Origin of the sequence: Pseudomonas sp. NPDC087615 (genome assembly GCF_044743445.1) — a bacterium.
Classification (GTDB): Bacteria; Pseudomonadota; Gammaproteobacteria; order Pseudomonadales; family Pseudomonadaceae; genus Aquipseudomonas; species Aquipseudomonas baetica_A.
In genome coordinates this window covers 1-17,615 of record NZ_JBIUWM010000037.1, presented here as the reverse complement: position 1 = coordinate 17,615, position 17,615 = coordinate 1, and the positions used below count along the sequence as shown (strand labels likewise).

The window sequence follows — 17,615 nt, the reverse complement described above, 5'->3', positions numbered from 1 at the left end:
GTCGGCTTTTTGCATTTCAGGCACGATCAACCGCGCTTGTAGACGATTTCCTTGGTGCCGCCTTCACAACTGCCGACCACATCGCCGCCAGCCGCCGCACCCTTATCGACGATCTCCAGCGAATACCCGGCAACCCCCTTGGCATCCAGCTTCGCCGCAATCTCGCTCTTGAGCTCGTCACAAGGCTTGCCGGCAGCAAACGCACCACCGGCAAGGCTCAACAAACCTACTGCCAATATGAACTTCTTCATCGGTCGCACTCCTGGTCGGATTAATAGAGGCGGGCATCGGAGCATTGGCCCGATGCGCTCACCCTGTAGCGCTTTGCCATTCCTATGGCACTCGGCCAGCGCGCAAGTTCAGAAGTGTAGACCCAACTCAGCTACTGGCGATCCGGAAGCCGACTTTGAGCGTCACTTGAAAGTGCGCGGCCTTGCCGTCCTTGATGTGACCGCGGGTTTCGATCACTTCGAACCACTCAAGATGCTTGATGCTTTTGTTCGCTTCGGCCAGCGCGTTGTTGATGGCCTCTTCAATGCTGTTGGTGGAAGAACCGACCAGCTCGACTTTCTTGTACGTGTGATGGTCACTCATGACGATCTCCTAGGCGTGTGGATTTGAGACTAGCAGTGAATTGCACTGTTGATTTCGGCGGCTACACGCAAGCGAAGTTCAGATTTTCTGCACTTTCTCAAACCGCTGAAGTCCCAATCAACACACGCCACTCATCACCAATGCAGGAGAGCCACCATGGCCAACACCTCTTTACGTAAAGCCTCGTTGCAAAGCATGGAAGCCGAGATCGAGAGTCTGCTCAAATCGTTGGAAAGCCTCAAAGACGACGCTTCGGACGAGTCGCGCAAGACCCTCAAGGCGCTCAAAAGCAACGCCGAAAGTGCGCTGAAACACTCGCGCCACCTGCTCAGCGATGCCTATGAAGAAGTCAAAGTGAAAACCCGCGAGACCGGGCTCGCCACCCGTGATTACGCTCAGGAACATCCGTGGACAACTGCCGGTGTGGCGGTCGGTGCAATGGGCCTGCTCGCGGCCTACTTGCTGTTCAAGCGCGGCGAATGATCCGGCTGGCGCAGCTCGTTTTTGAGCCATTGCGCCAGTTGCCGGGCGCGCCCGTCTGCGGCGCGTTTGGGTAGCCACAACGCCAGTTGCGCCGGGGTTTCACAGAAGCCCCATGGCGCAACCAGGCGACCGGCCCTCAAGTCTTCAGCCACCAGCGGCTCCGGCGCGATTGCCACGCCAAGACCTGCCACTGCGGCCTCCAGTAAGTAATACAAATGCTCGAAACCTTGCCCGAGCTTCAACGCCTTGGCGTCGAGGTGGTTTTGCTGTGCCCAGCTCGGCCAGGCTTGCGGGCGCGATGTGGTGTGCAGCACTGGCTCATCGAGCAAAGCCTTGGCAGATGCCCTTTGCAGGCGTTGATAGCCGCTGAATAGTGGGCTCATCACCGGGCCGATGCGCTCGGCAGCTAATTCATACACCTGCATGTCCGCCGGCCATGGTGGCTCGGCGAACAACAGCAAAGCATCGAGTCCGGGACGTCGAGGGTCAAGATCGCCCTCACCGGCCGACAGATGCAGGCGTAAATCCGGCAGGTCGGCATTCAGTCGTCCCAAGCGTGGAATAAACCAGCGCGCCAGCAGGCTTCCGGAACAACCGAGCACAAATGGCGCGTCGGCCGTGCTTTGGGTTAATTCGGTGCAAACACTGCGCAACCGATCAAACGCTTCAGCGCTGGCGTCGCGTAGACGCACGCCTGCATCTGTGAGTTTCAAGCCGCGTCCATCCTTGATGAACAGGCTGAGGCCTAGGTGCTCTTCCAGCACCTTGAGCTGACGACTGACCGCACCATGGGTGACGTGCAGTTGTTCGGCCGCCTGACTGACGCTGTTCAGGCGTGCGGTGGCTTCGAAGGCGCGCAAAGCGTTCAGCGGAGGAAGGTCATGGCTCATGGTATCTGTGAGTTTTCCTGACAGGTTGCGGCGATCTTATCGGTTTTCAGCATAGAAGGTCAGGGGTAGAGTGGTCGTCATTGTCTTTTGACCCCCTGGAGCAAACCATGACCCAGACTTCGCACCACGCCGATCTGCGTAACGGCCCTGACGCCAACGGCCTGTTCGGCTCGTTCGGTGGCCGCTACGTCGCCGAAACCCTGATGCCGTTGATCCTCGATCTGGCCCGCGAATACGAAACGGCCAAGGAAGATCCTGCATTCAAAGAAGAATTGGCCTACTTCCAGCGCGATTACGTCGGACGTCCGAGCCCGCTGTACTTCGCCGAGCGTCTGACCGAGTTCTGCGGTGGCGCCAAGATCTACCTCAAGCGTGAAGAGCTGAACCACACTGGTGCGCACAAGATCAACAACTGCATCGGCCAGATCCTGCTGGCGCGGCGCATGGGCAAAAAACGCATCATCGCCGAGACCGGCGCCGGCATGCACGGCGTGGCAACTGCCACCGTGGCTGCGCGCTTCGGTCTGGACTGTGTGATTTACATGGGCACCACTGACATCGAACGTCAGCAGGCCAACGTGTTCCGCATGAAGTTGCTGGGCGCCGAAGTGATCCCGGTGGTCGCCGGCACCGGCACCCTGAAGGACGCGATGAACGAAGCCCTGCGTGACTGGGTGACCAATGTCGACAGCACTTTCTACCTGATCGGCACCGTGGCCGGGCCGCACCCGTATCCCGCGATGGTTCGCGACTTCCAGGCCGTAATCGGCAAGGAAACCCGCGACCAACTGCAAGCCCAGGAAGGTCGCCTGCCGGATAGCCTGGTGGCCTGCATCGGCGGCGGCTCCAATGCCATGGGCCTGTTTCACCCGTTCCTCGACGACAAGAGCGTTGAAATCATCGGTGTTGAAGCGGCCGGTTACGGCATCGAAACCGGCAAGCATGCGGCCAGCCTCAACGGCGGCGTACCGGGTGTATTGCACGGCAACCGTACCTTCCTGCTGCAGGACGACGACGGCCAGATCATTGACGCGCACTCGATTTCCGCCGGTCTCGACTATCCGGGCATCGGTCCGGAACATGCCTGGTTGCATGACATCGGCCGCGTGCAGTACACCTCGGTGACTGACGATGAAGCCCTCGCCGCGTTCCACAAATGCTGCCGCCTGGAAGGGATCATTCCTGCCCTGGAAAGCGCTCATGCCCTGGCTGAAGTGTTCAAACGCGCACCGAAGCTGCCGAAGGATCACCTGATGGTGGTCAACCTCTCCGGTCGTGGCGACAAAGACATGCAGACCGTGATGCACCATATGGAACAGTCGCAGCAGGAGAAACACTGATGAGCCGCCTGCAAACCCGTTTTGCTGAACTCAAGGAACACAATCGCGCTGCGCTGGTGACCTTCGTCACCGCCGGTGACCCGGACTACGACACCTCGCTGGCGATCCTCAAAGGCCTGCCGAAAGCCGGTGCCGATGTGATCGAATTGGGCATGCCGTTCACCGATCCGATGGCTGACGGCCCGGCCATCCAACTGGCCAACATCCGTGCGCTGGGTGCCAGGCAGAATCTGGCGAAAACCCTGCAAATGGTTCGCGAATTCCGTGAAGGCAACAGCGACACGCCGTTGGTGCTGATGGGCTACTTCAACCCGATCCACATGTATGGCGTGCCGAACTTCATTGCCGACGCGAAAGAGGCAGGCGTCGACGGTCTGATCGTGGTCGACATGCCACCGGAGCACAACGAAGAGCTGTGCGACCCGGCCCAGGCTGCCGGTCTGGACTTCATCCGTCTGACGACTCCGACCACGGATGACGCGCGTCTGCCGAAGGTGCTTAACGGCAGTTCCGGATTTGTTTACTACGTCTCGGTGGCCGGTGTCACCGGTGCCGGTGCCGCGACGCTGGAACACGTCGAAGAGGCGGTCACTCGCCTGCGCCGCCACACGGATCTGCCGATCAGCGTCGGTTTCGGCATTCGTACGCCGGAACAAGCGGCGGCCATTGCGCGTCTGGCAGACGGTGTTGTCGTGGGGTCGGCGCTGATCGATCACATTGCCAATGCCACGACGCCCGATCAGGCGATCGACGGCGTGCTGAGCCTGTGCTCGGCGCTGGCTGAAGGCGTGCGTAAGGCCCGCGTCAGTTGAAGGTAAAGTTCCTGATACAGAGGAATTAGCACCTCGCGGCACAGACTAATCAAGCAAGACCGAGGGATTCAGAACCGCGTTCTGAATCCCTTTTTGCTGTTAGTGCAGTGAGGAAACTCCCATGAAAATGCCGAAACGTCTGATTGCCAGTCTGGGCGTGCTGATGATCAGCGCGACACCGCTGCTGGCCAGCGCCGATCAGCGCGATGATCACGACCGCGGCGGCCCGCAGCAGGGCCATTACGATAACCGTGGGGATAATCGCGGCAACGATCACCGTGGCCCACAGAACAACCACCGAGGTGGCCCGCCGCGCGACTTCGGCCCGGTACGCCAGACCATTCGCGACAACCATGGCTACTTCGTGCGCGGCGCACCGCCGCCTCCGGGCATCCATCTGGTACGAGGCCGGCCGCTGCCCCACGGTTATTACGGTGAGCGCCTGGAGGGTCGTGCGTTAGGTCGTTTACCGGTCTATCCAGGTTACGAATGGCGCCGGGCCGGGCGCGATATCGTGCTGATCGCGGTGGGTACCGGGATCATTTATGAAATTCTGGATGGGGTTTTGTACTGATTCACAGGCAATAAAAAAGATCGCAGCCCAGGCTGCGATCTTTCGCGTCAGGGCAACTCCAGCCCGCCCGAGGCTTTGTGCAGTTTGCGCAAATGCTCGCCAATCTGTTTCACGTTGGCTTCGCTCGCGGCAATCTCGGCCGCACGCTTGGGTTCAAGCAGCTTGCGCACCTCCGTGTCCAGATCGCCGGAAAGCGCCAAGAGCTTTTTTTGCCGCTGGCTGCTTTCCGCTTGCAGTCGGCTGAACTCGCTCGGTTGCGGCAAACCGTAACCCTTGGAATCGAGCAATTCTGCCGGACGACTGAGGAAGCCGCTGTTGGCGAGGATTTCCTGCAAAGTCGCGTTGGCCTTGTCCATCCCACCGTTATCCAGCTCGCGTTCACCGAGGTAGCGCTGCTTGACCTCGTCCTGAGCCAGCAGCAGTTGCCGACGAAAACTGGCCTGCTCCAACAGCAGCAGTGCGGCGCTGGTGCGCAGGTCGGCGCGATCAAACCACGGACGGCGTTCCTCGGCCGACAACGATAGCCACTCCTCGACGCTGTTCTGTTTGATCGGTAATTGCTTCTTCAGTACAGCGAACATCGCTTGATAGCGATCGCGGAACGAGTCGAAGCGATAGCCCAGGCGCAGGGCCTCTTTTGGATCGTCCAGCACACTGGTGTCGGCGAGGCCGCGCCCTTTAAGCACTTCCAGCAAACCATTGGGCATGATGCTGTCCAGACCGACGAGCTGAGCGTTGTTGCTGCCGCTGCGCAACAGCTTCAGGCCTTCCACCGCGCAGTTGTTGGACAGGAAGAAGTAGTTGCCGTCGTAGCTCCAGTGCATCTCGGCGGCGTGTTCGACCACGCCTTCAATCTCGCTGCGTGACAGGTTCAGCGGCACCGATGCAAGGCTGCGCAGCTCGGTTTTGGTGTATTCATCGATGACCTGCGCCAGTGGCAAGACGAACAGCCGCGAGGGGTATTTGCCGACCAAGCCGTCCCAACTCGACAGTTGCACATCGCCCACGAAGGCGCGGTAGGACAGCACCAGATGCTGGTCCAGATCGAGCCGGCAATCCGGGCCACGTGGCCGACCCGGTGCGCAGATCACCAGACGCAACATGCTGTGGCCCCAACGGCTGACCCAGTTCTGATTGGCCTCGGCGAGCAGGTAGTCGACGGCGTACACCCGCTCCGGATCGACTTGTCCTAGCGGCTGCTTGGCGAAGTCGTTGCCCGCATTGAGAAACGCGAAACTCTTGCTGCAAGTGTCCTTGGCAGGCGGCGCCCAGCCAAAGTGTTCCTTGTAATAGCGGTACAGCGCCGGGCGGCGGCAGGCGTAGCTCGGGTCGAGGAGGAAATACTCCATGTTGACCGCGACGAACTCTTTCGGACTGGAGATCTCGTACAGATCCGGGCTACGGGCGATCTGGCGGTTGTGTTGCTCGCGTTCGCCGCGACGGCCGACGTATTGCTGCCAGCCGGCGAGGTCGAGCAGGCGCGGGTCATCACTGAGGGTGAAGCGGCGGCCGTTCTGGCCACGGCACTCATCGGGAATACCGATCAGCCCGGCGCTGTTGAAAAGCCGGGTGCAGCGCTGGATCAGCGTACGTTCGGCGCTCGGCCACAAACGCGCGCGGTCATAAATGTGGGTGATTTCGTGCAGCACCGTGGCGAGCAGTTCCTGGCGCACAGTGCCGTGGGGGCGATTGGTTTTTTCTTTCGCTGCACTGCCATCTGTGAGGCTGTCGAGCAGTTTGCGGTTCAGATCGAGCTCGGCGACCAGCGTGGCCTGGCCGTAGGCATTGCCGGGCATGTCGTCGGTCCAGCCGACGTCGATGCGCCGGTCCAGCCGCTCGATGAAGCTCGGCGGCAGCGCGCGCATGGCTTCATCTATCAGCGTCTGGCTGGCCTGTTGTTGGGCGGGCGTCAGACCATCGGTCTTGAGCCGCAATTGCAGGCCGGCGTGGGCGTTGTTGCCAAGCAGCAACAACGTCCCGGCCAGCAGCCAGGCGCCGAGTGATTTCACAGTGCGAGGATGGCTTCGGCGAGTACCTGATCGCTGGCGTCGCGAGCTTCCGGCACGCGAGTGCGCAAGGTGTTGAGCGCGGCTTCCAGGTGTGCGCCGCGGATATCACCGTTGCTGGCGACAAAACTGGCGGCATCGTCGTGAGCTTCGCGGATGATTTTCGAGTCGCGAATCGAGGTGGTGGTATCGGACGTGAAATCGATGCTGCGCTGGGAGGCACGAACGATGATGTTACTGGTGGCTACCAGGGTGTGCGCCTGGGCCACGTCGGCCAACAAAAACAGGCCAAGGGTGGCAGCGATCAGCGGGCTACGCATGGAACGACTCCGGAAGGACAAGGATAGCTATTGGACGAGAATTGCCTGCGCCAGTTCACGGTCGCTTACATGAAGTTTCGGCCGGGTTTTGCGCAGGTAATGCAGTGCTGATTCCAGTCGAGCGCCTCGCAATTCACCGTCAGTGGCAACAAACGCAGCCGCGTCATCGTGAGCGGCGAGCACCAGTTTACGGTCGAATGGCGCGGAAGACACCATGCCGGTCGCCCAAAGGCTCACTACGGTGTTCTGCGTGGAGACATCGAAGGCATTGGCCGGTGTCACCCAGCAGGCGGTTAACAATACGGAAGGGATAAGCAGTTTTTGAAGAAAGTGCATAAGACTCGGTAACTGTTAGCGAGCCGCAAGGCTAGCGCAATGCCCGGGCCGGAGCCAGCGCCAAAAGCATCGGGACACGACCGGCGTGTCCCTTCATGCCACGCTGATTCAGATCGCAAGAATCGCTTGGGCCAGTTGTGCATCGGTCGCGCTCAACTGCGGCGCTTGATGGCGGATAAGATCCAGCGCGCTTTCCAGCTTCACACCACGGATCTGGCCTTCGCTGGCAACGAAGCTGGCCGCGTCGTCACGGGCGGCGAGCACTGTTTTGTTGTCACGCAACGACGAGGTGGCATCGGAGGTAGCGTCGGAAGAAGATTTGAGCGCGCCAACGACGGCGTCGGTGGTCACGATGAAGCTGGAGGCGCTGGCGTTGGCAGCCACGGCCAGCAGGGCGGCAGCGCTGAGCAGGCGAAGACGGGACATGATGTATCTCCTGTGGATAAACCGTATTGAGAGGTGGCTCGGTATCTGAGGAGTCAGACGCCAATGGCACAGCATTCGCCACGTTCTGCGTGGATATTAGGCCTGCAGACGAAGTTCGCACAGTGGGCAGAATGCTAGCGCCAGAAGGGTTTCTCCAGTTCATTCAGCCGATCGGCGTGGCTGAGACCCAGATCCGCGAGATCCCGCCCATCCAGTTGCGTCAATAGACGCCGCGTCCTGGCTCGCTCAAGGCCTTGGCATAAGCGGCTCAACAGGCGTTTTACGAGGTTGCGGCGAAGGGCGGGTTGTAAAGAAACTGCTGAAACATCCTGTAAGCCATTCATGACTGATTCCTTTTTGCCGGCGAAGTCGGACAGTCATGTTGAACCCGATGCAGGCAACGGGGCAGATACACCAGCGTTAAATTGTACTGGTTCAGATTTGGTAATCTTATAACTGTACTGTTGTTTGTAGCCGCCACCTGTAATGCATGTTTTCCTCGCCTGAAACGACAAAACCCGTCGCGGTTTCCCGCGACGGGTTTTGTTTGTTCAATTCGGGTTGCTGGCGGTGGGTCTAACGACCAGAGCCAGCGACGCTACTTAGCGCCAGAACGGCTTGCTCAGCTCTTCGTAGCGTTGTGCTTCGCTGATACCGGCGTCAGCCAGCAGACGCGAATCCAGACGAGCCAGTTGGTGGCGGCTGGAGATGCGGCGCTGCCACAACATCAGGTTGGCGATAACGCGCAGAGGCAGGGAAGCCTGGGTTTTTGCAGCTTTGTCTTCGAAGAACAGTTCGGAACTGAGTGTACGTTCCATGGTTGACATCCTTCCGCTTGTGGCGGGATTAGGTAGTGGTTTAACTGGTGCCCATGATCCTCTCGTTTGCCTAGTCTCTCTAGATACAGTTCAACTGTATTGTGAGTGACCAGTTAACTGTTTAAAGGGGGTGTACGGGTCAAAATTGAGCAAACTGTACCTGTCCGCACTAACTCGGTGCATTTTCGCACTGAGAGCGAGTATTTGTAGGTAAATGCTGTAGGAAATGACCAGTACAGAAGTACAGTTTTTGCAAAGAAAGCGCTTTTGAAAAATCCACCGACGCAAACTGTGTTTGCGTCGGTGGAATATCTGTGCGAATCACACCGCCAGCATGCGTCCGGTTTCTTCCAGGTTAATGTGCCAGCTCAAGGCTTCACGCAGGATATGCGGGGTGTGACCGCCGATTGCACAGGCAGCGGTGAAGTAGTCATCCAGCGCCTGACGAAAGTCCGGATGCACACAATTATCGATGATTACCCGCGCGCGCTCTCTTGGGGCCAGCCCACGCAGGTCCGCCAGACCCACCTCGGTCACCAGAATGTCAACGTCGTGCTCAGTATGGTCGACGTGGCTGACCATCGGCACCACGCTGGAAATCGCGCCACCCTTGGCAATCGATTTGGTCACGAACACCGCCAGATGCGCGTTGCGCGCGAAGTCACCGGAGCCACCGATGCCGTTCATCATCCGCGTACCGCAGACATGGGTAGAGTTGACGTTGCCGTAGATATCGAACTCCAGCGCGGTGTTGATCCCGATGATCCCGAGACGCCGCACCACTTCCGGATGGTTGGAAATCTCCTGCGGACGCAGCACCAGTTTGTCCTTGTACTTCTCCAGATTGCCGAACACGTCGCTGTTGCGTCGCTCGGACAGGGTGATCGAGCTGCCCGAGGCGAAGCTCAGCTTGCCGGCGTCGATCAGGTCGAACGTCGAATCCTGCAGCACTTCGGAGTACATGGTCAGTTCTTCGAACGGCGAGTCGATCAGGCCGCACATCACCGCGTTGGCGATGTTGCCGATCCCGGCTTGCAGCGGGCCGAGCTTGTTGGTCATGCGCCCGGCATCGACTTCCTGCTTGAAGAAGGTGATCAGGTGATCGGCAATGGCGTTGGTGTCGGCATCCGGCGACGACACGGTCGACGGCGAATCCGCTTGCTGGGTGATGACAATGGCAACGATCTTCTCTGGCGGAATCGGAATCGCGGTGCTGCCAATGCGGTCGTCGACCTTCACCAGTGGAATTGGCGTGCGCGTCGGACGATACGTCGGGATATAGATGTCATGCAGACCTTCGAGATTGGCGTTGTGCGCCAGGTTGATCTCGACGATGACCTGTTTGGCGAAAATCGCGAAGCTCGCTGAGTTACCCACCGAGGTGGTCGGCACGATGTGGCCCTGTTCAGTGATCGCCACGGCTTCGATCACCGCGATGTCCGGCAGCTTCAGTTGCTGGTTGCGCAGTTGCTCGACGGTTTCCGATAGATGCTGGTCAATGAACATCACTTGGCCGGCGTTGATCGCCTTGCGCAAGGTGCTGTCGACCTGAAACGGCATGCGCCGTGAGAGTACGCCGGCTTCGGTCAGTTGCTTGTCGAGGTCGTTACCCAGGCTCGCGCCGGTCATCAGGCTGATCTTCAGCGGCGTGACCTTGGCTCGCTCGGCCAACGCGTGAGGGACGGCTTTGGCTTCGCCGGCGCGGGTGAATCCGCTCATGCCGACGGTCATGCCGTCCTCAATCAGAGCGGCGGCGTCGGCGGCGCTCATCACTTTATCCAACAACGAAGGCAGGCGAATACGGTCACGGTACATGGATTATTATCTCGGGAAGCGAGTAGCAGGATGCGCAGTCTAGTGAATTTCCCAGGCGCCTGTCCCGCTACCAAGGTCGCAAAAGAGGCGTCTATTTAGCGGGTTTGAAGTAAAACACCGTTACCGGATCTGCAACAACGCGGCATAGTGTCCGACGTTTTGCACAAACAAAAACGCCCCGACAAGTCGGGGCGTTCGGTATTGCAGCGGCGAGTTACTCGACCGCTTTGACCATGTCTTCGATGACTTTTTTCGCGTCGCCGAACACCATCATGGTCTTGTCCAGGTAGAACAGTTCGTTGTCCAGCCCGGCATAGCCGCTGGCCATCGAGCGCTTGTTGACGATGATGGTCTTGGCCTTGAACGCTTCGAGAATCGGCATGCCGGCAATCGGCGACTTCGGATCGTTCTTGGCGGCCGGGTTGACCACGTCGTTGGCGCCGAGTACCAACACCACGTCGGCCTGACCGAACTCGGAGTTAATGTCTTCCATCTCGAACACCTGATCGTAAGGCACTTCGGCCTCGGCGAGCAGCACGTTCATGTGGCCAGGCATACGGCCGGCAACCGGGTGGATCGCGTACTTCACAGTCACGCCACGGTGTGTCAGCTTCTCGGTCAATTCTTTCAGAGCATGCTGCGCGCGGGCCACCGCCAGACCGTAGCCCGGCACGATGATCACGGTGTCGGCGTTGGTCAGCAGGAACGTTGCGTCATCTGCCGAGCCGGATTTCACCGGACGCGCTTCTTTCGCACCGGCCGGGCCAGCGTCAACCGTGTTACCGAAACCGCCAAGCAATACATTAAAGAAGGAACGGTTCATCGCCTTGCACATGATGTACGAGAGGATTGCACCGCTCGAACCCACCAGCGAACCGGCGATGATCAGCATCGAGTTGTTCAGCGAGAAACCGATACCCGCCGCTGCCCAGCCTGAGTAACTGTTGAGCATCGACACCACCACCGGCATGTCGGCGCCGCCGATCGGGATGATGATCAGCACACCCATCACGAACGCCAGTGCCAGCATCAGCGCGAACGCTGTGAGGTTGCCGGTGAGCATGAACGTCACACCGAGGCCCAGAGTCGCCAGACCCAACACGGCGTTTAGCTTGTGCTGACCGGCAAACTGTACCGGTGCACCCTGGAACAGACGGAACTTGTACTTGCCCGAGAGCTTGCCGAACGCGATCACCGAACCGGAGAAGGTGATTGCACCGATGGCTGCACCGAGGAACAACTCCAGACGATTGCCCGCCGGAATCGAGTCGCCCAAGTGTTTAACGATGCCCAGCGACTGCGGCTCGACCACTGCGGCAATGGCGATGAACACCGCGGCCAGACCGATCATGCTGTGCATGAACGCAACCAGTTCCGGCATTTTGGTCATTTCAACGCGCTTGGCCATGATCGAACCGGCAGTGCCGCCGATCAGCAGGCCGACGATCACGTAGCCGATACCGGCAGTTGCCAGCTCAGCGCCCAGCTTATAGATGAGGCCGACGGTGGTGAGGATGGCCAGCGCCATGCCAAGCATGCCAAACAGGTTGCCGCGCCGCGATGTGGTGGGGTGCGACAGGCCTTTGAGGGCCTGTATGAAGCAGATCGACGCGATCAGGTAGAGCGTCGTGACGAGATTCATGCTCATTACTTCGGCGCCTCTTCTTTTGCTTTCGGGGCTTTCTTCTTGAACATCTCAAGCATGCGGCGGGTGACCAGGAAGCCACCGAACACATTGACCGCGGCCAGCGCCACGGCGAGGGTGCCCATGGTTTTGCCCAGCGGCGTGACGGTCAGCGCAGCGGCGAGCATGGCACCGACGATCACAATGGCTGAAATGGCGTTAGTCACCGCCATCAATGGCGTGTGCAGCGCAGGCGTAACGTTCCAGACCACGTGGTAACCGACATAAATCGCCAGCACGAAGATGATCAGGTTGTAGATACCGGGGGAGATAAGCTCTTCCATCGTCTGAATCCCTGCTTAGGCGTTTTTGCGGATGACTTGGCCGTCGCGGCACATCAGGCACGCGGCGACGATATCGTCTTCGAGGTTGACGTCGAACTGGCCTTCTTTGGTGAACACCAGTTTCAGGAAGTCCAGCAGGTTGCGCGCATACAGCGCCGAAGCGTCTGCGGCGACTTCACCGGCCAGATTGGTCGGGCCGCAAAGGGTCACGCCGTTCTCGATCACGACCTGATCGGCCACGGTCAGCGGGCAGTTGCCACCCTGAGCCGCCGCGAGGTCAATGACCACCGACCCTGGTTTCATCTGCGCCACGGTCTCCGCACTCAACAGCGTCGGCGCCTTGCGGCCCGGAATCAGCGCGGTGGTGATCACGATGTCAGCCTGCTTGGCGCGTTCATGCACGGCCTGGGCCTGGCGCTGCATCCAGCTCGCCGGCATCGGCCGCGCGTAACCGCCGACACCCACGGCGCACTCGCGCTCTTCATCGGTCTCGTACGGAACATCGACGAACTTGGCGCCGAGGGATTCGATTTGTTCCTTCACCGCCGGACGCACGTCAGACGCTTCGATCACCGCACCCAGACGTTTCGCCGTAGCAATCGCCTGCAACCCGGCCACACCTGCGCCGAGGATCAGCACGCGCGCCGCTTTCACGGTGCCCGCAGCGGTCATCAGCATCGGCATGAAGCGTGGATAGTAATGAGCGGCCAGCAACACGGCTTTATAGCCGGCAATGTTCGCCTGGGACGACAACACATCGAGACTCTGCGCCCGAGAGGTGCGCGGCGCCGCTTCCAGGGCAAACGCGGTAATCCCGCACTCGGCCATTTTGGCGATGGTGTCGTTATTGAACGGGTTGAGCATGCCAACCAGCACCGTGCCGCGCTTGATCAGCGTCAGTTCGGCGTCGCTTGGGGCGACCACTTTGAGAATCAGCTCGGCGCCAAACGCATCGTTGGCACTGCCAATCGTTGCGCCCGCCGCTTCATAAGCACTGTCGACAACACTGGCTTTAACGCCGGCGCCGGTTTGCACAGTGACCTTATGACCTTGGCCGATCAGCTTCTTAATGGTTTCAGGGGTTGCAGCAACCCGTGTTTCACCGGTCTGGGTTTCGAGAGGAACACCAATGTGCACGTCAAATCTCCTGCGTGATCTTATTGAGTAAACCCAGGCACTGCGGATGGTGCGACTGGGGCGGCCGATCAGCACGATCCCGCCAAATCAGGGCGGGGCGCGGCATTTTGCAGGCGAACTTTATGCCCTTCAAGGGATTATGACGGGTGACGGAAAATTAACTACAAGTCATCCCGTGACCGAATGTCGCAGATGGCCGGTTGAATCCCTTGCAGGCCTTGCCTTGCAAGGATTCTGGCTGAATTTGAAAAAATTTCTCATCGGCGACGTGAATAGGCCGTAATGAGTCGTGCATGGAGGCTCAAAGCCACGTTTTCAGGCGCTTTTGGGACGTCTGTACGACTTTCGGATACAGTCTGTGAAAATGCGACAAATACTTACATCTGTAGCGCTTTTGATTTGTTGACTACGAGGTCAGCTACGGCGGAGAGCCTTTATCCTTCAAGGCTGTAGCTATTCGCCTGATTCACCAGCCAATCGCGAAATGCCTTGAGAGACGCTGATTCGACCTTTCGCTCCGGAATCATCAGGTAATAAGCTTTGATGCTGGACAGGGCCTGCGGGTTGGCAATCACCAAGCGCTTCTCCCTCAATTCCCGCTGAATCAGGAAGGGCGGAATCAGCGCGATGCCCATGTCGTGCATGGCCGCTTGGGCGAGCATGGAGAATAGCTCGTAGCGTGGCCCCGTCATGTCGCGAGGGATATTCAAGTGCTGGGAGTTGAACCACTGTCGCCAGGCATAGGGACGAGTGGTTTGCTGCAGTAAAGGTAGATCGGCGATTTCTTGGGCTGTCAGGTGTGTCTTGTTGCCGAGTAGGGCGGGGCTGCACACCGGCATCGGATTCTCGCCCATCAACCTGTGGGATTCGGTACCCGACCAATCCGCGTCGCCGAAGTAGATCGCGGCGTCGAACTCGGTGTCGGCAAACAGGAACGGCCGGGTGCGGTTGGTCAGGTTGACGGTCACTTCGGGATGCTTGAACTGGAAGTCCTTCAGTCGTGGCAACAGCCATTGCGTGCCGAAGGTCGGCACCACCGCCAACTCGATCACGTTGGTCCCCTGTTGGCCCATCACCGACAGCGTGTCCCGTTCAACCGCATCGAGTTGGGTCGCCACGCGGCGGCTGTAGGAAAGTCCCGCCTCGGTCAGCTTCACTCCGCGTCGCGAGCGTCGGAACAGTTCCACGCTAAGGAACTCCTCAAGGCTGGCGATCTGTCGGCAAATGGCCCCCTGTGTGAGGGAAAGCTCTTCGGCAGCCTTGGTAAAGCTCTCATGGCGAGCGGCGGCCTCGAAGCTGATCAGGGCAGTTGTGCTGGGGATCTTTCTGCGCATGTACATCAACCTCACTAATGCGCCGCATAAAAGGCATTCAGCGACGTTTCGGAGTGAGAAATTAGCACAACAGAATGCGAAATCCTCGTTTGCCGTGACGACGAACCGCGCCTAGGATCAATGCCACGTTAATTCACCGATTTGCGAGGACACACTCATGGGCGGTAAAGCTAGCTTCAACTGGATCGATCCCCTGCTGCTGGATCAACAGCTCACCGAAGAAGAGCGCATGATCCGCGACACCGCCGAGCAGTTCGCTCAACAGAGCCTCGCACCGCGTGTCCTCGAAGCCTTCCGCCATGAGAAGACTGACCCGGCGATCTTCCGCGAGATGGGCGAGGTCGGCCTGTTGGGCGCAACCATCCCAGAGCAATACGGTGGCAGCGGCCTCAACTATGTCAGCTACGGCTTGATTGCCCGTGAAGTGGAGCGTGTCGATTCCGGCTATCGCTCGATGATGAGCGTGCAGTCCTCGCTGGTGATGGTGCCGATCAACGAATTCGGCACCGAAGCGCAGAAACAGAAATACCTGCCAAAACTGGCGTCCGGCGAATGGATCGGCTGCTTCGGTCTGACCGAGCCGAACCACGGTTCCGACCCGGGCGCGATGATTACCCGGGCTCGCAAGGTCGACGGCGGTTACAGCCTGACCGGCGCGAAGATGTGGATCACCAACAGCCCGATCGCCGACGTGTTCGTGGTGTGGGCCAAGGACGATGCTGGCGACATCCGTGGCTTCGTGCTGGAGAAAGGCTGGAAAGGTCTGAGCGCACCGGCGATTCACGGCAAGGTCGGCCTGCGTGCTTCGATCACCGGTGAGATCGTGATGGACAACGTATTCGTGCCGCAAGAAAACATCTTCCCGGACGTGCGCGGTTTGAAAGGTCCGTTCACTTGCCTCAACTCCGCACGTTATGGCATCTCCTGGGGGGCGCTGGGTGCTGCTGAGTTCTGCTGGCACACCGCCCGCCAATACACCTTGGATCGCCACCAGTTCGGTCGCCCATTGGCCGCTACTCAGTTGATCCAGAAGAAGCTCGCCGACATGCAGACCGAGATCACTCTGGCGCTGCAAGGCTGCCTGCGTCTGGGTCGTATGAAGGATGAGGGCACTGCGGCGGTTGAGATCACTTCGATCATGAAGCGCAACTCGTGCGGCAAGTCACTGGATATCGCCCGTATGGCTCGCGACATGCTGGGCGGCAATGGTATCTCCGATGAATTCGGCGTGGCCCGTCATCTGGTCAACCTGGAAGTGGTGAATACCTATGAAGGAACCCACGACGTTCACGCGCTGATCCTCGGACGTGCGCAAACCGGTCTGCAGGCGTTCTATTAATAGGAGAGCGACCATGGGCGCGCTGTCGCATCTGCGGGTACTGGATTTATCGCGAGTATTGGCCGGACCGTGGGCCGGGCAGATCCTCGCCGACCTTGGCGCCGAGGTGATCAAGGTCGAGCGCCCGGGCAATGGTGACGACACTCGCGCCTGGGGGCCGCCCTTCCTTAAAGACGCCTATGGCGAGAACACGTCAGAGGCGGCTTACTACCTGTCGGCTAACCGCAACAAGCAATCGGTGACCATCGACTTCACGCGTCCCGAAGGGCAGAAGCTTGTACGGGAGTTGGCAGCCAAGTCGGACATCCTGATCGAGAACTTCAAAGTCGGTGGCCTGGCGGCTTATGGATTGGATTACGAGTCGCTGAAGGCGATCAATCCGGATCTGATCTATTGCTCGATCACCGGGTTCGGTCAGACCGGTCCCTATGCCAAGCGTGCGGGCTATGACTTCATGATCCAGGGGCTGGGCGGGCTGATGAGCCTGACTGGCCGGCCTGAGGGTGATGAGGGCGCTGGACCGGTGAAGGTTGGTGTGGCGTTGACGGATATTTTGACCGGTCTCTATTCGACCGTGGCGATCCTTGCGGCACTGGCTCATCGAGATCACGATGGTGGTGGACAGCATATCGATATGGCATTGCTGGATGTGCAGGTTGCCTGCCTGGCTAACCAGGCGATGAACTACCTGACCACTGGCAATGCGCCTAAGCGTCTTGGCAATGCGCATCCCAACATCGTGCCTTATCAGGACTTCCCGACGGCTGATGGTGATTTCATTCTTACCGTGGGTAATGACGGTCAGTTCCGCAAATTCGCGGAAGTGGCGGGGCAGCCGCAGTGGGCTGATGATCCGCGATTCGCTACTAATAAGCTGCGGGTGGCGAACCGGGCGGTGCTGATTCCCCTCATCCGACAGGCGACGGTGTTCAAGACTACGGCTGAATGGGTGGCCCAGTTGGAGCTGGCGGGTGTGCCGTGTGGGCCGATCAACGATCTGTCGCAGGTATTTGATGATCCGCAAGTGAAGGCGCGGGGGTTGGCGATTGAGTTGCCGCACGCGTTGGCAGGGATGGTACCCCAGGTGGCGAGCCCTATTCGGATGTCGCAGACCCCGGTCGAGTATCGCCGAGCGCCTCCTTTATTGGGTGAGCACACGCTGGAGGTATTACAGCGGGTATTGGGTTTGGAGGCGGGAGCGGTTGCTACGCTGAAGGAGGAGGGGGTGCTCTGACCATTTCTTCTATATAGAGGAATGGTGTTTCGATCCTGGTTAGAGGCGGATCTGGATGTTTTTTAACCGATCTGCAAGTGATTGATAGAAAAGCGAAATTAACGGTTGACGGCAGATTCTGGAAGCCTATAATTCGCCCCACTTCCGGCGCAGTCGAAACGAAAAACTCCTTGAGATTCAATGAGTTAT

General features: G+C 59.2%; 20 protein-coding genes. 6 read left to right on the top strand and 14 right to left on the bottom strand.

What is annotated here, in order from left to right; genetic code table 11:
- Nucleotides 1–26: 26 nt before the first annotated feature.
- Together ACIOU6_RS18440 and ACIOU6_RS18435 are read right to left on the bottom strand one after the other, a co-directional pair.
- Complete coding sequence (locus ACIOU6_RS18440; protein ID WP_401138566.1) at nucleotides 27–251, bottom strand: DUF1161 domain-containing protein; 225 nt, start codon at nucleotides 249–251, stop codon at nucleotides 27–29.
- A gap of 127 nt (nucleotides 252–378) precedes the next feature.
- Entirely contained in the window at nucleotides 379–594 is a 216-nt protein-coding gene (locus tag ACIOU6_RS18435) for a dodecin (protein ID WP_221732313.1), read from the bottom strand.
- 156 nt (nucleotides 595–750) lie between these two features.
- Between ACIOU6_RS18435 and ACIOU6_RS18430 the strand changes: the two genes are divergently transcribed.
- On the top strand, nucleotides 751–1,077 hold the full coding sequence (locus ACIOU6_RS18430) for a YqjD family protein (RefSeq protein ID WP_221732314.1): 327 nt from the start codon (nucleotides 751–753) through the stop codon (nucleotides 1,075–1,077).
- Here the strand turns inward: ACIOU6_RS18430 and ACIOU6_RS18425 are convergent.
- Complete coding sequence (locus ACIOU6_RS18425; RefSeq protein WP_221732315.1) at nucleotides 1,050–1,967, bottom strand: LysR family transcriptional regulator; 918 nt, start codon at nucleotides 1,965–1,967, stop codon at nucleotides 1,050–1,052. The two genes, ACIOU6_RS18430 and ACIOU6_RS18425, sit on opposite strands and share 28 nt — an antisense overlap.
- 107 nt (nucleotides 1,968–2,074) lie before the next feature.
- On the opposite strand from ACIOU6_RS18425, the gene trpB reads away from it, so the two are divergent.
- The 3 genes from trpB (at nucleotide 2,075) to ACIOU6_RS18410 (ending at nucleotide 4,693) form a co-directional block, all read left to right on the top strand.
- Nucleotides 2,075–3,307, top strand: coding sequence for a tryptophan synthase subunit beta (gene trpB / locus ACIOU6_RS18420; RefSeq protein WP_221732316.1), 1,233 nt, complete (start codon nucleotides 2,075–2,077; stop codon nucleotides 3,305–3,307).
- Nucleotides 3,307–4,119 (top strand): tryptophan synthase subunit alpha, encoded by an 813-nt coding sequence (trpA, locus tag ACIOU6_RS18415; RefSeq protein ID WP_221732317.1) that lies wholly within the window; start codon nucleotides 3,307–3,309, stop codon nucleotides 4,117–4,119. The genes trpB and trpA overlap by 1 nt, the downstream gene beginning before the upstream one ends.
- 121 nt (nucleotides 4,120–4,240) lie before the next feature.
- Nucleotides 4,241–4,693: an anti-virulence regulator CigR family protein gene (locus ACIOU6_RS18410; protein WP_221732318.1), complete on the top strand. Its 453-nt coding sequence runs from the start codon at nucleotides 4,241–4,243 to the stop codon at nucleotides 4,691–4,693.
- Nucleotides 4,694–4,740: 47 nt separating this feature from the next.
- On the opposite strand, the gene ACIOU6_RS18405 is transcribed toward ACIOU6_RS18410, so the two are convergent.
- From ACIOU6_RS18405 to ACIOU6_RS18355, 11 genes are all read right to left on the bottom strand, one after another.
- Nucleotides 4,741–6,702: a DUF4105 domain-containing protein gene (locus ACIOU6_RS18405; RefSeq protein ID WP_401138563.1), complete on the bottom strand. Its 1,962-nt coding sequence runs from the start codon at nucleotides 6,700–6,702 to the stop codon at nucleotides 4,741–4,743.
- Nucleotides 6,699–7,019, bottom strand: coding sequence for a DUF2388 domain-containing protein (locus ACIOU6_RS18400; protein ID WP_221732320.1), 321 nt, complete (start codon nucleotides 7,017–7,019; stop codon nucleotides 6,699–6,701). Before ACIOU6_RS18400 ends, ACIOU6_RS18405 begins: the two co-directional genes overlap by 4 nt.
- A 27-nt stretch (nucleotides 7,020–7,046) precedes the next feature.
- Nucleotides 7,047–7,355, bottom strand: coding sequence for a DUF2388 domain-containing protein (locus tag ACIOU6_RS18395; RefSeq protein WP_221732321.1), 309 nt, complete (start codon nucleotides 7,353–7,355; stop codon nucleotides 7,047–7,049).
- 108 nt (nucleotides 7,356–7,463) lie between these two features.
- Nucleotides 7,464–7,781 carry a DUF2388 domain-containing protein gene (locus ACIOU6_RS18390; RefSeq protein ID WP_221732322.1) on the bottom strand — a complete coding sequence of 106 codons (318 nt, stop codon included), beginning with the start codon at nucleotides 7,779–7,781 and terminating at the stop codon, nucleotides 7,464–7,466.
- Nucleotides 7,782–7,915: 134 nt separating this feature from the next.
- Nucleotides 7,916–8,125, bottom strand: coding sequence for a DUF1127 domain-containing protein (locus tag ACIOU6_RS18385; protein ID WP_401138560.1), 210 nt, complete (start codon nucleotides 8,123–8,125; stop codon nucleotides 7,916–7,918).
- Between the two features lie 258 nt (nucleotides 8,126–8,383).
- Nucleotides 8,384–8,599 carry a DUF1127 domain-containing protein gene (locus tag ACIOU6_RS18380; protein WP_003220409.1) on the bottom strand — a complete coding sequence of 72 codons (216 nt, stop codon included), beginning with the start codon at nucleotides 8,597–8,599 and terminating at the stop codon, nucleotides 8,384–8,386.
- A 321-nt stretch (nucleotides 8,600–8,920) separates the two neighbouring features.
- Nucleotides 8,921–10,414: an acetyl-CoA hydrolase/transferase family protein gene (locus tag ACIOU6_RS18375; protein ID WP_401138558.1), complete on the bottom strand. Its 1,494-nt coding sequence runs from the start codon at nucleotides 10,412–10,414 to the stop codon at nucleotides 8,921–8,923.
- 214 nt (nucleotides 10,415–10,628) lie between these two features.
- Nucleotides 10,629–12,062: an NAD(P)(+) transhydrogenase (Re/Si-specific) subunit beta gene (locus ACIOU6_RS18370; RefSeq protein WP_221732325.1), complete on the bottom strand. Its 1,434-nt coding sequence runs from the start codon at nucleotides 12,060–12,062 to the stop codon at nucleotides 10,629–10,631.
- Nucleotides 12,062–12,382 (bottom strand): NAD(P) transhydrogenase subunit alpha, encoded by a 321-nt coding sequence (locus ACIOU6_RS18365; protein ID WP_003220416.1) that lies wholly within the window; start codon nucleotides 12,380–12,382, stop codon nucleotides 12,062–12,064. The genes ACIOU6_RS18370 and ACIOU6_RS18365 overlap by 1 nt, the downstream gene beginning before the upstream one ends.
- 15 nt (nucleotides 12,383–12,397) lie before the next feature.
- The gene (locus ACIOU6_RS18360) at nucleotides 12,398–13,519 is read right to left on the bottom strand and encodes a Re/Si-specific NAD(P)(+) transhydrogenase subunit alpha (RefSeq protein WP_401138556.1); all 1,122 of its coding nucleotides are present in this window, start codon (nucleotides 13,517–13,519) and stop codon (nucleotides 12,398–12,400) included.
- Between the two features lie 434 nt (nucleotides 13,520–13,953).
- On the bottom strand, nucleotides 13,954–14,853 hold the full coding sequence (locus ACIOU6_RS18355) for a LysR family transcriptional regulator (protein ID WP_221732327.1): 900 nt from the start codon (nucleotides 14,851–14,853) through the stop codon (nucleotides 13,954–13,956).
- Between the two features lie 157 nt (nucleotides 14,854–15,010).
- Here ACIOU6_RS18355 and ACIOU6_RS18350 point away from each other — a divergent pair, with 157 nt between their 5' ends.
- On the top strand, nucleotides 15,011–16,192 hold the full coding sequence (locus ACIOU6_RS18350; RefSeq protein ID WP_186531476.1) for an acyl-CoA dehydrogenase: 1,182 nt from the start codon (nucleotides 15,011–15,013) through the stop codon (nucleotides 16,190–16,192).
- Between the two features lie 13 nt (nucleotides 16,193–16,205).
- Nucleotides 16,206–17,426: a CaiB/BaiF CoA-transferase family protein gene (locus tag ACIOU6_RS18345; RefSeq protein WP_221732328.1), complete on the top strand. Its 1,221-nt coding sequence runs from the start codon at nucleotides 16,206–16,208 to the stop codon at nucleotides 17,424–17,426.
- The last annotated feature ends 189 nt before the right edge of the window (nucleotides 17,427–17,615 follow it).

Bases quoted from the DNA above. Each gene is read 5' to 3' on its own strand.
- ACIOU6_RS18440 (WP_401138566.1), bottom strand. From the start codon at position 251: ATGAAGAAGTTCATATTGGCAGTAGGTTTGTTGAGCCTTGCCGGTGGT.
- ACIOU6_RS18435 (WP_221732313.1), bottom strand. From the start codon at position 594: ATGAGTGACCATCACACGTACAAGAAAGTCGAGCTGGTCGGTTCTTCC.
- ACIOU6_RS18430 (WP_221732314.1), top strand. From the start codon at position 751: ATGGCCAACACCTCTTTACGTAAAGCCTCGTTGCAAAGCATGGAAGCC.
- ACIOU6_RS18425 (WP_221732315.1), bottom strand. From the start codon at position 1,967: ATGAGCCATGACCTTCCTCCGCTGAACGCTTTGCGCGCCTTCGAAGCC.
- trpB (WP_221732316.1), top strand. From the start codon at position 2,075: ATGACCCAGACTTCGCACCACGCCGATCTGCGTAACGGCCCTGACGCC.
- trpA (WP_221732317.1), top strand. From the start codon at position 3,307: ATGAGCCGCCTGCAAACCCGTTTTGCTGAACTCAAGGAACACAATCGC.
- ACIOU6_RS18410 (WP_221732318.1), top strand. From the start codon at position 4,241: ATGAAAATGCCGAAACGTCTGATTGCCAGTCTGGGCGTGCTGATGATC.
- ACIOU6_RS18400 (WP_221732320.1), bottom strand. From the start codon at position 7,019: ATGCGTAGCCCGCTGATCGCTGCCACCCTTGGCCTGTTTTTGTTGGCC.
- ACIOU6_RS18395 (WP_221732321.1), bottom strand. From the start codon at position 7,355: ATGCACTTTCTTCAAAAACTGCTTATCCCTTCCGTATTGTTAACCGCC.
- ACIOU6_RS18390 (WP_221732322.1), bottom strand. From the start codon at position 7,781: ATGTCCCGTCTTCGCCTGCTCAGCGCTGCCGCCCTGCTGGCCGTGGCT.
- ACIOU6_RS18385 (WP_401138560.1), bottom strand. From the start codon at position 8,125: ATGAATGGCTTACAGGATGTTTCAGCAGTTTCTTTACAACCCGCCCTT.
- ACIOU6_RS18380 (WP_003220409.1), bottom strand. From the start codon at position 8,599: ATGGAACGTACACTCAGTTCCGAACTGTTCTTCGAAGACAAAGCTGCA.
- ACIOU6_RS18375 (WP_401138558.1), bottom strand. From the start codon at position 10,414: ATGTACCGTGACCGTATTCGCCTGCCTTCGTTGTTGGATAAAGTGATG.
- ACIOU6_RS18370 (WP_221732325.1), bottom strand. From the start codon at position 12,062: ATGAGCATGAATCTCGTCACGACGCTCTACCTGATCGCGTCGATCTGC.
- ACIOU6_RS18365 (WP_003220416.1), bottom strand. From the start codon at position 12,382: ATGGAAGAGCTTATCTCCCCCGGTATCTACAACCTGATCATCTTCGTG.
- ACIOU6_RS18355 (WP_221732327.1), bottom strand. From the start codon at position 14,853: ATGCGCAGAAAGATCCCCAGCACAACTGCCCTGATCAGCTTCGAGGCC.
- ACIOU6_RS18350 (WP_186531476.1), top strand. From the start codon at position 15,011: ATGGGCGGTAAAGCTAGCTTCAACTGGATCGATCCCCTGCTGCTGGAT.
- ACIOU6_RS18345 (WP_221732328.1), top strand. From the start codon at position 16,206: ATGGGCGCGCTGTCGCATCTGCGGGTACTGGATTTATCGCGAGTATTG.